This is a genomic window from Exiguobacterium sp. s59 (assembly GCF_018617475.1).
GTDB lineage: Bacteria > Bacillota > Bacilli > Exiguobacteriales > Exiguobacteriaceae > Exiguobacterium > Exiguobacterium aestuarii.
In genome coordinates, this window is the sequence record NZ_JACSKG010000004.1 from 23,944 (window position 1) to 38,249 (window position 14,306).

At 47.6% G+C, this 14,306-nt stretch carries 12 protein-coding genes; 9 read left to right on the forward strand and 3 right to left on the reverse strand.

What is annotated here, in order from left to right:
• Positions 1 to 2: 2 nt before the first annotated feature.
• Both KNO91_RS08295 and KNO91_RS08300 read right to left on the reverse strand, forming a co-directional pair.
• The gene (locus KNO91_RS08295; RefSeq protein ID WP_214795312.1) at positions 3 to 491 is read right to left on the reverse strand and encodes a dihydrofolate reductase; all 489 of its coding nucleotides are present in this window, start codon (positions 489 to 491) and stop codon (positions 3 to 5) included.
• Entirely contained in the window at positions 488 to 1,282 is a 795-nt protein-coding gene (locus KNO91_RS08300) for a thymidylate synthase (RefSeq protein ID WP_214795310.1), read from the reverse strand. The genes KNO91_RS08295 and KNO91_RS08300 overlap by 4 nt, the downstream gene beginning before the upstream one ends.
• Positions 1,283 to 1,454: 172 nt before the next feature.
• Between KNO91_RS08300 and KNO91_RS08305 the strand changes: the two genes are divergently transcribed.
• From KNO91_RS08305 to KNO91_RS08315, 3 genes are all read left to right on the forward strand, one after another.
• The gene (locus KNO91_RS08305) at positions 1,455 to 1,979 is read left to right on the forward strand and encodes a type 1 glutamine amidotransferase domain-containing protein (RefSeq protein ID WP_214788362.1); all 525 of its coding nucleotides are present in this window, start codon (positions 1,455 to 1,457) and stop codon (positions 1,977 to 1,979) included.
• 26 nt (positions 1,980 to 2,005) lie between these two features.
• Positions 2,006 to 2,740, forward strand: coding sequence for a Bax inhibitor-1/YccA family protein (locus KNO91_RS08310; protein WP_214795308.1), 735 nt, complete (start codon positions 2,006 to 2,008; stop codon positions 2,738 to 2,740).
• Between the two features lie 78 nt (positions 2,741 to 2,818).
• Complete coding sequence (locus KNO91_RS08315; RefSeq protein WP_214795306.1) at positions 2,819 to 3,928, forward strand: NAD(P)/FAD-dependent oxidoreductase; 1,110 nt, start codon at positions 2,819 to 2,821, stop codon at positions 3,926 to 3,928.
• A 36-nt stretch (positions 3,929 to 3,964) separates the two neighbouring features.
• Here the strand turns inward: KNO91_RS08315 and KNO91_RS08320 are convergent, their stop codons facing one another.
• Complete coding sequence (locus tag KNO91_RS08320) at positions 3,965 to 4,528, reverse strand: TetR/AcrR family transcriptional regulator (RefSeq protein WP_214795304.1); 564 nt, start codon at positions 4,526 to 4,528, stop codon at positions 3,965 to 3,967.
• A 121-nt stretch (positions 4,529 to 4,649) separates the two neighbouring features.
• Here KNO91_RS08320 and KNO91_RS08325 point away from each other — a divergent pair, with 121 nt between their 5' ends.
• The 6 genes from KNO91_RS08325 to KNO91_RS08350 all read left to right on the forward strand — a co-directional run bounded on the left by KNO91_RS08325 (position 4,650) and on the right by KNO91_RS08350 (position 14,207).
• Positions 4,650 to 5,522, forward strand: coding sequence for an ABC transporter ATP-binding protein (locus KNO91_RS08325; protein WP_214795302.1), 873 nt, complete (start codon positions 4,650 to 4,652; stop codon positions 5,520 to 5,522).
• Positions 5,523 to 6,317, forward strand: coding sequence for an ABC transporter permease subunit (locus tag KNO91_RS08330; RefSeq protein ID WP_214795300.1), 795 nt, complete (start codon positions 5,523 to 5,525; stop codon positions 6,315 to 6,317).
• Between the two features lie 65 nt (positions 6,318 to 6,382).
• Positions 6,383 to 7,195, forward strand: a complete 813-nt coding sequence (locus KNO91_RS08335) for an aldo/keto reductase (RefSeq protein WP_214788345.1) — start codon at positions 6,383 to 6,385, stop codon at positions 7,193 to 7,195.
• Between the two features lie 116 nt (positions 7,196 to 7,311).
• Positions 7,312 to 8,064, forward strand: a complete 753-nt coding sequence (locus tag KNO91_RS08340) for a tryptophan-rich sensory protein (protein WP_214817471.1) — start codon at positions 7,312 to 7,314, stop codon at positions 8,062 to 8,064.
• Between the two features lie 255 nt (positions 8,065 to 8,319).
• The gene (gene gltB, locus KNO91_RS08345; protein ID WP_214817474.1) at positions 8,320 to 12,759 is read left to right on the forward strand and encodes a glutamate synthase large subunit; all 4,440 of its coding nucleotides are present in this window, start codon (positions 8,320 to 8,322) and stop codon (positions 12,757 to 12,759) included.
• Positions 12,756 to 14,207, forward strand: a complete 1,452-nt coding sequence (locus tag KNO91_RS08350) for a glutamate synthase subunit beta (RefSeq protein ID WP_214817477.1) — start codon at positions 12,756 to 12,758, stop codon at positions 14,205 to 14,207. Before gltB ends, KNO91_RS08350 begins: the two co-directional genes overlap by 4 nt.
• Positions 14,208 to 14,306 lie beyond the last annotated feature (99 nt).

Below are 14,306 nucleotides of genomic sequence, written 5' to 3' on the forward strand. Positions count from 1 at the left end.
GACTATTCATCGATGTCTGCTTTGTCGTATTGTATGAACGAAAAGGCATAGGCATGCTTGTCGTCTTGCGGGTGATTCGATTGATGCGTGATCGTCCATGAACCGATTCGTTCTGGGTAAAACGTATCAGCCTCGAATGTCGATTCGACTTCAGTGGCATAGATTCGGCTTGTCACCGACATCGTTTGGTCATACAACGTGGCGCCGCCGATGACAAACCACTCCTCGTTTTGACTTTCTTCGACGAGACGTTCTAAATCATGCCATACTTCGATTTGATCTGCTTCAAACGAAGTATCAGACGTCACGACGATATTCCGTCGGTTCGGCAATGCCTTTCCGATTGATTCGAACGTTTTTCTTCCCATCACGACCGTTCCGCCAGAGGTGACGGTCTTGAAGTGCTTCAAATCATCCGGCAATCGCCATAACAAATCATTGTCTTTACCAATCTCCCGATTGAGTCCATATGCGACGACATGCGAAATCATACGCTCACTTCCCCTTTGATATGTGGATGCGGGTCATATCCGAGAATTTCAAAATCCTCAAAACGGAATGATTCGATGGAAGGAACGTCTCGAACAATTTTGAGTTGTGGTAATGGACGCGGGTCACGCGACAGTTGAAGCTCCACTTGTTCGAGGTGATTGTGATAGATATGAGCATCTCCGAGTGTATGCACGAAATCACCAACTTCGAGTCCCGTTACATGAGCGACCATGTGCGTCAACAGCGCATACGATGCAATATTGAACGGAACGCCTAAAAACGTGTCGGCACTCCGTTGGTATAACTGACAAGAGAGTTTCCCGTCAGCGACGTAAAATTGGAAGAGTAAATGACACGGCGGTAGGGCCATCTCATCGAGTTGTCCAGGATTCCATGCCGAGACAATCAACCGTCTCGAGTCAGGGTTTGTCTTGATTTGTTCAATCACTTGCGCCAACTGATCGACGGACGTACCATCCGGGCGCGGGAAAGAACGCCACTGTGAACCATATACTGGCCCAAGGTTCCCGTCTTCATCTGCCCATTCGTTCCAAATGCGGACACCGTTCTCTTGTAGATAACGAATGTTGGTTTCTCCCGAGATAAACCAAAGAAGTTCGTGAATGATCGAACGAGTATGTAACTTTTTCGTCGTGATGAGGGGGAACCCCTCTTGTAAATTAAATCGCATTTGATAGCCGAAAACGCTTGTCGTTCCTGTGCCGGTACGGTCTTCTTTCACTACCCCGTTTTCGAGGATATGTCGACATAAATCGTGATATTGCTTCATAAGGTGATGAACCTCCTTCTCAATCTCCAATGACTAAAGGTATCATAACATAACACAAGATATAGTATCTAGGAGCGGATTATATCCATATCCTGAAAAAACAATCGAGATTCTTCGTTTTCGCCACACTCGGTTTCGGGTATAATGGGGAATGAATAGAAGGAGGGGTTTGATGAAACTACAAGGAAAGAAAGTCCTTCAACTTGTCAGTGATGACTTCGAGGATTTAGAACTTTGGTATCCCGTACACCGTCTTCGTGAAGAAGGGGCGCACGTGATTTTAGCCGGAGAGAAGGCCGACCATGCGTATATCGGTAAATATGGTGTGCCAGCGAAGTCGGACGTATCATTTGATGATGTGGATATCACATCATTCGATGCGATTCTCGTACCGGGCGGCTGGTCACCTGACTTGTTGCGCCGTTTTGATTCGGTAAAAGGGTTCGTTCGTTATATGGATGAACAAAAACGACCGATCGGTCAAATTTGTCACGCCGGATGGGTCTTGATTTCAGCAAATATTTTGGATGGTGTGAACGTTACGAGTACACCAGGAATCAAAGACGACATGGAGAACGCAGGTGCAATCTGGCATGACGAACCTGTTGTCGTTGATGGACATATCGTCTCAAGTCGTCGACCACCTGATTTACCAGACTACATGCGTGCGTTTATCGACGTATTCGCAAAACAGTAATTGACTCATAAAGGAGCTATACAACGTTGAACTTAAAATCGAATCCACTACTTCGTAAATCAATGCAGTCTACAGCTTACAGTGCCGAGCCGATGACGAAAGCAGGAACATGGTCAAAAGTGTTCACCTTGCTTCTTCTCGTGACAGCGGCAGCTGGAACGACATGGCTCGTCGTTCCTACAATCGGGGAAGGGCTCTTATTCCCGCTCATGATCGGGTCACTCATCCTCGGTTTTATCTTTGCGTTACTCATCACGTTCAAGCCGAATACGGCACCAATCGTAGCTCCTCTTTACGGAATCATCGAAGGGGTCTTCGTCGGTTCGATTTCATACTTCTTTGAAGCGATGGTCCCTGGTATCGTCGGTCGTGCCGTCATGACGACGTTCGTCGTCGCCTTTGCGATGTGGTTTGTCTATACGACAGGACTTGTCAAAGTGACGCAAAAGTTCAGAGCCGGGGTCATGGCTGCCATGTTTACAGTCATGCTGTTATATCTCGTCCAACTCGTCATGAGCCTATTCGGTTCAGGGTTGGCATTTATGACAGGTTCTAGCCCGCTTGCGATTGGTGTACAATTTGTCATTGTCATCGTCGCCTCGCTCGCACTCGTCTTAGACTTTGATTTCATCGCTCGTCAAGTCGAGGAACGGGCTCCAAAACAATTAGAATGGGTGGCGGCGTTCGGATTAATCGTCACGCTCGTCTGGTTGTATATTGAATTGTTAGACTTATTGTATCGTCTAGCGATGAGAGAATAATGATCAATCATCGATCCATCGGGTCGATGATTTTTTCACGAAAGGATGTGTTGATCTGTCTGTAAGGACAGATTCATGATGAAGAAAATTGTGATTATCGGGTCGGGAATCGTTGGTATCTCGACAGCCTATCATTTAGCTGGGAAAGCTGACGTGACGGTCATCGACCGCAAAGAAGAAGGTCGTGCGACAGATGCGGCGGCAGGCATCGTATGCCCGTGGATCGCGCAGCGCCGTAACAAAGCATGGTACGCACTTGCTAAAGGAGGTGCGAATTATTATCCTCAGGTCGTGAAAGAGTTAGAAACAGAAGGAGAGACAGAGACCGGTTACAAACGTGTCGGAACACTAGCCCTCCATGAAGAAACAAAACTCGATCAAATGATGGAGCGGACGATGATTCGTCGCGAAGAGGCACCAGAAATCGGTGAACTAGAACGATTGACCGCCGAAGAGGCGCAACGTCGTTTTCCTCCATTGTCGGATGAATATGATGCGCTTCTTGTCACGGGTGGGGCACGTGTGGACGGCGGGAAGTTCCGGGCTGCACTCGAGCGAGTCGCCATGAAACGCGGTATAGCATTTGTAAACGGTTCGGCACGTTTGACTGGCGGGGATACAATTGGCGTTGAATGTGACGGGGTTGTGTATGAGGCGGATGAAATCATCATTGCGGCAGGGGCGTGGCTACCGGAACTGTTACAGCCTCTCGGATATACGGTTCGTGTCGACGGAGAGAAAGCGCAGCTCGTTCACGTCCAGTTAAAAGATACCGACGCGTCGGATTGGCCGGTCGTCATGCCGCCACGGCGCCGTTATTTACTTGGATTTGAAGACGGGAAGGTCGTCATCGGCTCCACCCACGAAAAAGGAAAAGCGTTCGATGTTCGACCGACCGCGATAGGCGTTCACGAAGTGCTAAGCAAAGGACTTGAGTCAGCACCAGGGCTTGCAGAAGCAGAACTCATCGAAACGAAAGTCGGTTTCCGTCCAGTCACCCCGAACTCGATTCCAGTGCTCGGGAGAGTTCCCGGTGCTGAAAAATTGGTTGTGGCGAACGGATTAGGGTCATCCGGTTTAACAGTTGGTCCGTTCATCGGTAAAGTGTTGAGTGACCTCGTCCTGACGGGTGATTGTGAAATAGATCTTTCCCTTTATCCGATAGAAGATTTTATATTTAAAGCATAAGTTGAGGTGGTTGTCTGTTCATAGACAGCCACCTCTTTAGCGTTTGATGATGCCATTCAAAAAGAAATGAAAATAGTCTTCCATTGTCTCTTTCATATCCCCGATTGAAAAATGAGGATCAGATAGGATAGCCTGTTGCATCAATTGGACGTAACGTAAATAAGAACTGGTCGATAACGTGGCATCGATTGCGCCTTGTTGTTTCCCATATTCAATCAATCTAGCGAAGGATGCATAGCCACGGGACGCCAACTGTTCCCAGTTCGGATCTTGCTGAATCATCGTGGTGACGGTCTCGTCAAAAAGAACAGCTGTTTTGATTTTACGTTTCAAAATATCGACGAGTAACGTCTCAAACGGAGCGTTCGACTCAAGTTGCGCATCAATCCAATTCATTTGTTCCTCCGTCATCTGATTCAATACTTCCACCATGACTTGTTCTTTCGAACCAAAGTAATTATAGATCGACACAGGAGAGACATGTGCTTGCTTGGCGAGTTCACTTACGGTAAATCGAGATTGCTTCTCTGTCATCAAGTCATAGGCGGCACTTAAGATGGCCTGTCGTTTTTCTTCAGTGCGTTTTGCGAATCCATCCATTCGTCAGAGCGCTCCTTCCTCTAGTTTTGTAATAAATATACCATTTCCATTTCAAAAAAGAACGTGATATACTAGTTTTGTAATCATATCAATTATATATTTCAAAAAAGGAGGGTTTGTGATGATTCGGATTGAGCGATTAACGAAACGATTCGATGCAACTCACGGCATTTTTGATGTATCACTTCAAGTGTCACCAGGAACGATCTTCGGATTCATCGGACCGAACGGAGCCGGCAAGTCAACAACGATTCGTCATCTGATGGGTCTGTTGAAACCAAGTGAAGGCAGAGCAACCATTAACGGGTTTGACTGCTGGAAAGAAACCGAGCAGGTCAAGCAAAACGTTGGATATTTGCCGGGGGAAATCAACTACCCTCAAAATATGACCGGAGAAGAAATCATTCGATTGACGCGTCATTTACACAAGACGGATGCCAAACGAGAACAACGACTTCGTGAACGTTTCGCATTCGATGAGTCGACGAAAGTCCGGAAGATGTCCAAAGGGATGAAACAAAAGCTCGCCATCATCACCTGCTTCATGAAGGAGGCGCCCGTCTATCTCCTAGATGAGCCGACGAGTGGACTCGATCCACTCATGCAGGAACGATTGATTGATTGGCTCATTGAAGAAAAACAAGCAGGAAAGGCGATTCTCATGAGTTCACACCACTTCCCGGAAATGGAGCGGACGTGCGATCGTGCCGCATTGATTAAAGACGGCCGTATCATCATCGAGGAAGATATGGAAGAGCTTCGGCAGCATAGCGTGAAACGGTATCGAATCGAATTTGCGACGGAGGATGAGGCAATCCGATTCACTGAAACTTCTGGGACGAGAGATGGTGCACACGTTGAAGTCGCCATCACATCGCCACAAGATTTGAACAACTTGATTCGAACGCTTACCAACTTTGAAATTCGTTCATTAGAAAGTGGCGCAGACGAACTCGAACATTTATTTATGCAGTATTACGGGGAGGCGACATAAATGTTAATACGCTCCATGTTTAAACAGAATCGGAGTTGGATTCTCGGTTATTCGGTCGGGACGAGTGTCTACCTATTCTTTTTGGCTGCGATTTTCCCGTCCATTCAGGAGACGGGATTAATTGAAGCAAAATTAGAGTCGCTGCCGCCTGAGTTGCTCGAAGTGTTTCAAATCGATGCGACGATGGCGATGGATAATCTACTCAACTTACTGTCGAGTAATTATTATGGATTGATTTTCTATGTACTTGCCGTATTGTTTGCGTTGACGTTTGCCTCAAAACTATTGGCAAAACCGGTCGATTCAGGGGAAATCATGTTGTATATGGCTGCCCCCATTTCTCGTGTCACGTATGTGTTGTCCACGTTTATCATCCTCATCATAGCGGTAGTTCTATTTGTCGGATTGAATGGTCTCAGTCTCATGGCAGCAGATCTATTGTTCGATTTACAAATCGACTATACGATTCTATGGATGCTTCAATTAAATGGGGCTCTCATGCTACTCGTATTAGGTGTCGTCGCCTATATGCTGGCCAGTTTGTTTGATGATAGTAGTAAATCTTATATGGTGACCGGCGGAATCTTCACGTTCTTCTTGATGGTGAATATTATCAACGGAGTAAGTGAGCAGTTTGAATGGTTAGGAAACATCTCCTTCTTCTCTCTCTTCGATGCTCCGTCCATCATGCGTGAAGAGTTCGGTGGCGTTCACTTTATTTGGTTAATCGGCTTATTGATTGTTTTTTCATCTCTTTCATTCATCCGATTTACCCGAAAAGATTTAACGATTTAGTTTTCCGAAATAAATTGTCGGGTATGATACAATCAGCTCGTTAGAAAGAAAAGGGGATGAATGAAATGCTATATGCTACGTTACGAAACAAAGTAGAGATTCCGATGATTGGGTTTGGTGTGTGGCAAGTCGACAATGAGACGGAAGCACCAGCCGCTGTCGTCGAGGCGCTGAAGACTGGATACCGTCATATCGATACGGCTGCCATCTATAAAAACGAAGAAGGTGTCGCAAAAGGAATTAAAATCTCGGGAGTCGACCGTTCTGACCTATTCATCACATCGAAAATTTGGAATGATGATATCCGTGAAGGGAAGACGAAAGAAGCGTTTGAAGACTCATTGAAGCGCCTTGAGACAGACTATTTGGATCTTTGTCTTCTTCACTGGCCGGTAGATGGTTTCGTCGATGCATGGAAAGACCTCATCGACTTATATGAAGCAGGAAAAATCAAGGCAATTGGTGTGTCCAACTTTAAGGAACATCATCTAGAAGCGTTAAAAGAGGAAGGGTTGATGACACCACTCATCAATCAGGTAGAACTTCATCCTCAGCTTCCACAACCGGATTTATTGGACTATTGCCAAGATGAAGGCATCCAAATCGAGGCATGGAGTCCTCTTATGCAAGGTAAGTTCCTAGACATCCCAACTTTCTCTGAGATTGCAGAGAAGCACGGGAAGACACCAGCGCAAGTAGTACTTCGTTGGCATCTCGAATCGGGTCATGTGGCATTGCCAAAATCGGTGACACCACACCGAATCCGTGAAAACTTCGATGTATTCGACTTTTCACTCGATGCGGACGATTTAGCGAAAATCGACCAAGTGGCGACAGGTGAACGCCTTGGGCCAGACCCGGATGAAATCGACTTTTAATAGAGGGGGGCTCGCATATGCGAGCCCCTTTCTACGTGTAGAGTCACATGGATGCGGGTAAAGATTGTTATGTTGCTAAAAGGAGGTGTTTGGTCTTCATTTCGAAGATCGTGCATATGGACTTATCAAAATGGCCAATTGTGAACTGGGTCGCTTTTTTGGCGACCGTCGTCATCAATTACTTTGCGAGCGGTGACAATGCCGCAGTTTCAGACCGAATCGATATCTACTTTAAACCGGCGGGTTACGCCTTCTCGATTTGGGGTGTCATCTATGTGGCGTTACTTGTATGGTTAGTCTTACAACTTAAGAAAGGAACGACGGCGAATCGGCAGGCTGAGCGCATGAAAGCAGGATTCCTCATTTCTTGTGTGTTGAACGGATTATGGCTCCTTGCATTTACGAATGAGTGGTTCGTGCTCTCCCTTGTGATTATGGTTTCGTTCCTAGCGTCTCTTTGCTGGCTGTACTACATCGCCTTCCGGACATCCACGAGCTGGCTCGACCGCTTCCCGTTCTCGATCTATATCGGTTGGGTATCGGTCGCGACAATCGTCAATACGTTCGTCGTGATGAAGACGGAACGAATCACGTCGTTCTTAGGCCTTGATGAACTTGCTTGGACCTCGCTTATGCTCATGGTCGGTGTCGTTTTGGCGCTTCTTTTCATGTGGTGGCATCATGATTTCATATACCCACTCGTATTCGTTTGGGCGTATATCGGTATTTTTGCGAGAATTGAAGAGGGGACATTATATGTCGTCATCGTCAGTGCGCTCGCGTTGCTCGCAATCGGGTATATCGGTTTGATCTTGTGGAAGCGTCCTAAATCGTTTCTCCATCATCCGCGAAAAACAGTACAACAATGAATAAAGAAAAGGATATCTTCATAGATATCCTTTTTTGTGTTCGTAAGAACCTATAAATAAATAATATTCGTGGATATTTATTCTTTATCTAACATAACTAAAACGATAGAACCTGTTGATATCAGTTGTGTATACGCTTTCATAGACGTTTGCAGACATTTCTATTATGCAAAAATACATACAGTCCACTTGATTTTTCAGAATATTTAGAACAGAATGTTAATTACGAAACTGTGAGTGAAAGGGGTCGATGATATGAGTCGAGTTGGACTGTATGACTCAAGATTTGAAAAAGACGCATGCGGGATTGGATTATACGTCAATCTACACGGACTAAAAAAACATGAGATTGTCCGTAAATCCCTCTCGATGTTATGCAACTTGGAGCACCGAGGAGGACAAGGTGTCATCGATGCCGGCGATGGTGCAGGTATCATGACCGAAATCCCACATGAATTGTTTACGCAAACGATGAACCTTCCGTCACTCGGTCGCTACGCTGTCGGAATGGTTTTTTTTCAGCCATCTGAAGATCGACTACAAGAAAAAATCAAATTGATGGAGCGTATGGCGGATGAATTAGACTGCTCGACCATCGAGTGGCGAGAAGTTCCCGTGGATTCGACACAAATCGGAGAACATGCACGTGTGACACAACCAGTCATCTATCAGTGGTTTATCTCATGTCCGTTCCTCGATGAAGATGCGAATGAACGTGTGTTCTATGAACTCCGTCGAAAGATTGAAAAAGTCGAATCGTTACACTTATATATTGCAAGTCTATCGACAAAAACGATTGTTTATAAAGGGATGTTGACGCCTGTTCAAATCGACGCTTTTTATTTGGACTTGCAATCTCCACACTACAAGAGCACGTTCGGAATCGTCCATTCACGATTCTCAACAAATACGTTTCCTTCCTGGGAACGAGCCCATCCGAACCGCATGATCGTCCATAACGGAGAAATCAATACGTTACGAGGCAATATTGATGCGATGCGAGCGCGCGAAGGGGTCACATCGACAGACTTGTTTGAAGACGTGAACCATCTGTTCCCTGTCCTTCAGGAGGACGGGAGTGACTCATCGATGCTTGATAATGCCTTCGAGTTCTTCACACGTACCGGTCGTTCGATTGCGCACACAGCGATGATGTTGATTCCTGAACCGTTTGTTGAAGGAAAGATGGAGCCGTTCAAACGTGACTTCTATCAATATCACTCTTCCATCATGGAGCCGTGGGATGGTCCGACAGGGGTCGTCTTCACGGACGGGCGACAAATCGGAGCAATCTTAGACCGAAACGGGTTACGGCCGATGCGTTACGTCGAGACGTTGGATGGAGAGTTGATTCTGTCATCAGAGACAGGGGTCATCCCAGTCGACGCCGAGAACGTGAAATCAAAACAGCGACTACGACCTGGACAATTGCTTTTGATTGACTTGATCGAGAAGCGTTTGATTCCGGACGAGGAGATTAAAGAGACGATTGCGAAGTCCGAGCCGTATCATAAATGGCTCAAACAAATGATGAAAATAGAGGACAGAGGTGTTCAGGAGCAGAGTGTCTTAGAACTCGAACGTGTGCAACGTGCATTCGGGTATACAAAAGAGGACATTGAACAGTATATGATTCCGTTGATCCAAGACGAGAAAGATCCAATTGGATCGATGGGACACGATCAACCGATTGCTGTTCTTTCCACACGCCCTCGATCGCTCTTCCATTACTTCAAACAACACTTCGCTCAAGTGACGAATCCGCCAATCGATGCCTTACGGGAGAAAATCGTCACGGCGACATTTACTTGGATCGGTCCGCAAGGAGATCCGGTCCATACCGGACGTGGCCATGCCAAACGAGTATGGTTGGATCATCCAATCATTGACGGTGCGACACTCAATCAAATCGATGAGCGACTCAAGCTCACACGCGTCGATACAACGTTCGAGGATGATTTAGAGGCGTCGCTTGAAGCCCTTTTACAAAACGTCAGCCAGGTCGTACGAAATGGCGCGAACGTAATCGTTCTATCTGATCGCCTCATGTCACATGACCGGATTGCCATGCCTGCGCTTCTCGTACTCAGTGCGGTGCACCAACACTTGATTCGGGAGAACTTGCGGTCGAACTGTAGTCTCGTTTGTGAGAGTGGAGAAGTTCGAGAAGTGCATCAGGCAGCGACTTTGATCGGATATGGGGCCGATGCGGTATATCCTTACGTTGCCTATGCGACGATTCAACACTTGGTGGAGAATGAGCAGATTGTTCATTCATTTGAAGAGGCTGTTCGCTCGTACCAAAAGGCGGTCGTTGAGGGGATCGTCAAAATCATGTCAAAAATGGGAATCTCGACGATTCAAAGTTATCGCGGGGCTCAAATTTTCGAAGCTGTCGGCCTCGACCGAGATATGATTGAAACACATTTCCGGGGAACGACGTCTCAACTATCAGGGATTGGATTCATTGAATTAGAAGATGAGGCGAAAACGCTCCATAAATCTGCCTATACGACGAATCGTCCCCTTGAAGCGGGCAGTGATTTTCAGTGGCGTTCAGACGGGGAAGAACATGCGTTCAATCCGAAGACGATTCATTTGTTGCAACGCGCTTGCCGTGAAAACGAACGAAAATATTATGATGCCTACGTGAAATTGCACGAGTCTTCGGGACAGTTCATCCGTCAATTGTTCGCCTTTAAAGCACAACGTCCTGTGGCGCTTGATGATGTTGAACCGATCACCTCAATTGTAAGTCGCTTTAAAACGGGAGCGATGTCGTTCGGGTCATTGTCGAAAGAAGCACACGAGACGCTCGCCATCGCGATGAACCAAATCGGTGCGAAAAGTAACTCGGGTGAGGGCGGGGAAGACCGTGCCCGCTTCGTGCCGGACGAGTTTGGAAATGAACGAATCAGTCGTATCAAACAAGTGGCGAGTGGACGTTTCGGTGTGACGGCCGAATATTTGTACCATGCCGATGAGATTCAAATCAAGATGGCCCAAGGTGCAAAACCTGGGGAAGGCGGACAACTTCCAGGGAACAAGGTGTATCCATGGGTCGCTGAAGTCCGGGGGTCGGTTCCAGGCGTCGGTCTCATTTCGCCGCCTCCGCATCACGATATTTATTCAATTGAGGATTTAGCGCAACTGATCTTTGACTTGAAGCATGTGAACCCGAATGCAAAAATCAGTGTCAAACTCGTCTCGAAATCAGGAGTTGGAACGATTGCAGCGGGCGTGGCGAAAGCGAACGCGGATACGATTGTCATTAGTGGATACGATGGCGGAACCGGTGCATCTCCGAAGACGTCCATCAAGCATACAGGACTCCCGTGGGAACTCGGTCTCCTCGAGACACATCAAACGCTCGCGTTGAATGGGCTACGAGGTAGAGTCACGCTCGAGACAGACGGGAAGCTCATGACAGGCCGCGATATCGTCATGGCGGCAATCTTCGGGGCGGAAGAGTTTGCATTCGCGACAGCACCACTCGTCGTCCTCGGATGTATCATGATGCGCGCTTGTCACTTAGATACTTGCCCGGTCGGTGTCGCGACACAAGACCCCGTACTTCGTCAGAAATTTATGGGGAAACCGGAACATGTCGTCAATTTGATGACGTTCTTGGCTGAGGAAGTCCGAGAAATTTTAGCATCACTCGGTGTGACATCGCTTGACGACGTGATCGGTCGGACGGATTTACTCGAAGAAAGTGAATGGAAGACGAATCATCCGAAAGCGGGGCGTTTAGATTTGTCCCCGATGCTCTCGATGCCGACTCCGTTACCAGAACGAGAAGAACTACCGCATCCGGCATACCGCTCTTATGACCATCGCAAGCTCATCCCTGCTGTATCACGCTCCATCACTTCTACCCAACCGACGTTCTTCGTAGGGCGGGTCCGAAATACGGATCGGGCGGTCGGAACGCAGTTAGGGTTTGAAGTGACGAAAGTTCATGGTCAGGTTGGCCTACCGGACGATACGATCTCGCTTCGGCTTAGCGGATCTGCCGGACAGAGTCTAGGAGCATTTTTACCAAGCGGGATCACCATCTCTGTCATCGGGGATGCGAATGACTATATCGGCAAAGGCTTGAGTGGTGGGAAACTTGCTTTGATCGCTGAAAAGCATGCCCCGTTCGATGAAAGTGAACAAATGATTGCCGGTAACGTCTGCTTATACGGAGCGACGAGCGGTCAGGCGTTCTTTAACGGGCACGTCGGTGAGCGGTTCGCCGTTCGTAACTCTGGTGCGACGGCAGTCGTAGAAGGCGTTGGGGATCACGGGTGTGAATATATGACCGGAGGAACGGTCCTTGTACTTGGACAGATCGGACGAAATTTTGCAGCCGGTATGTCTGGTGGTACAGCTTATATTTACGGCACGCAAGCCTATGAACAACTCGTGAATAAAGAACTCGTCTCCGTCGTACGAGAACTGGATGATGAGGACATGGAACAAATTTATGCGCTTCTCGAAGCACATCAATTCCACACGGACAGTGTCAAAGCTCGGACGATTTTAGAGACATTTGAACAAGTACGTTCACACTTTGTGAAAGTCGTTCCGAGAGACTATGCGAACGTCTTAGACGTGATGCGTCAAATTGAGGCGAATCGTCCGGAATTGAGTGAGGCCGACCGAGCACTTGAATTGTTCCGTGTCGTGACTGAAGGAGGTACCGTATGAAACATAACTTTTTGAACATCGCGCGAACGACGCTGCCAGAACGTCATGTCGAGGAGCGAGTGAGGGATTATGATGAATATGCGTCTCGTATGGATGATCAATCCGTCCAACAACAAGCCGCACGCTGTATGGACTGCGGCACACCGTTCTGTCACGTCGGCGATTTGATTGGTCAGGAGACGATCGGTTGTCCGATCCACAACTATATCCCAGAATGGAACAAGCTCGTCACGAAAGCGGACTGGATGGGTGCTTACCATCGATTGATGGAGACGAACAACTTTCCCGAGTTCACGGGAAGAGTTTGTCCTGCACCGTGTGAAGGATCATGTACACTCGGGATCAGTGAAGATCCGGTTGCCATCAAATCGATTGAGCGAACGATCATTGACCGGGCATTTGAAGAAGGCTGGGTAAAACCGAGACCGGTCCATCGAAAAACCGGGATGACGGTCGCCATCATTGGAAGTGGTCCAGCCGGGTTGGCTGCAGCCGATCAATTGAATCAACTTGGGCACTCGGTCACGATTATCGAAAAGGCGGATGAAGCTGGAGGGCTTCTCATGTATGGAATCCCGAACATGAAACTCGATAAAGATGTCGTAAGACGTCGTGTTCGTTTACTCGAACAAGAGGGCATCGTTATCCGGACGAACGTGGAAGTCGGTACCGACGTGACGGTCGAATCGCTTCGGAGCGATTACGATGCGGTCATCTTTGCGACAGGGGCTCAGAAACAACGCACGCTCGGGATCGACGGCGATGATGCTGTTGGCGTTGAAATGGCGATGGATTATTTGACGGCATCCATGCATGAACGTAAAGGAGCTTCTCTCGCCTCCGTTTACGATGCCAAAGATAAAAACGTCATCGTCATCGGAGGTGGAGATACAGGAGCCGATTGCGTGGCGACGGCGATTCGTCAAGGCGCAAAATCAGTCGTTCAGTTTGGGAAGCACCCATCAAAAGGGTTGCTTCGTGCCCCTGAGAAACCTTGGCCGCTTCAACCTGACACGCTTACGACCGATTATGCGTACGCTGAATCACTTGCGGTCTATGAGAAAGACCCGAGGACGTACTTGATTCGCTCCAACCAAATCGTTACGAAAGAAGGGCGAGTCACCGGAATCGAAACGGAACGAATGACGAAAGTGATCAACCCAGATGGTCAAGCGACATTCTTCGTAGAAGAAGACTCGATGGAGATGTACCCTGCGGACCTTGTCCTCGTCGCAATCGGATTTGAGCGTCCGGAGCACGAGTTGAGAAAGATTGGTGTCGAGAAGACGAAAGATTTTCATACAGCAGTGGACAACGCCTTTGTCGCTGGGGATGCGAAACGAGGTCAAAGCTTAATCGTATGGGCAATTCGAGAAGGACGAGAAGTGGCGGAAGTGGTCGATGCGTATCTCGAAACTTGCAAGACCGTCTTAAAAACCTCATCATAAAAAGGAGCGACAGCCGTCGCTCCTTATCTTTTGTTTAGGAGGAGTTTTATGTTCACCGAAATCCTCATGTATACGGGAATCTGGTTTATTCTCATCCTG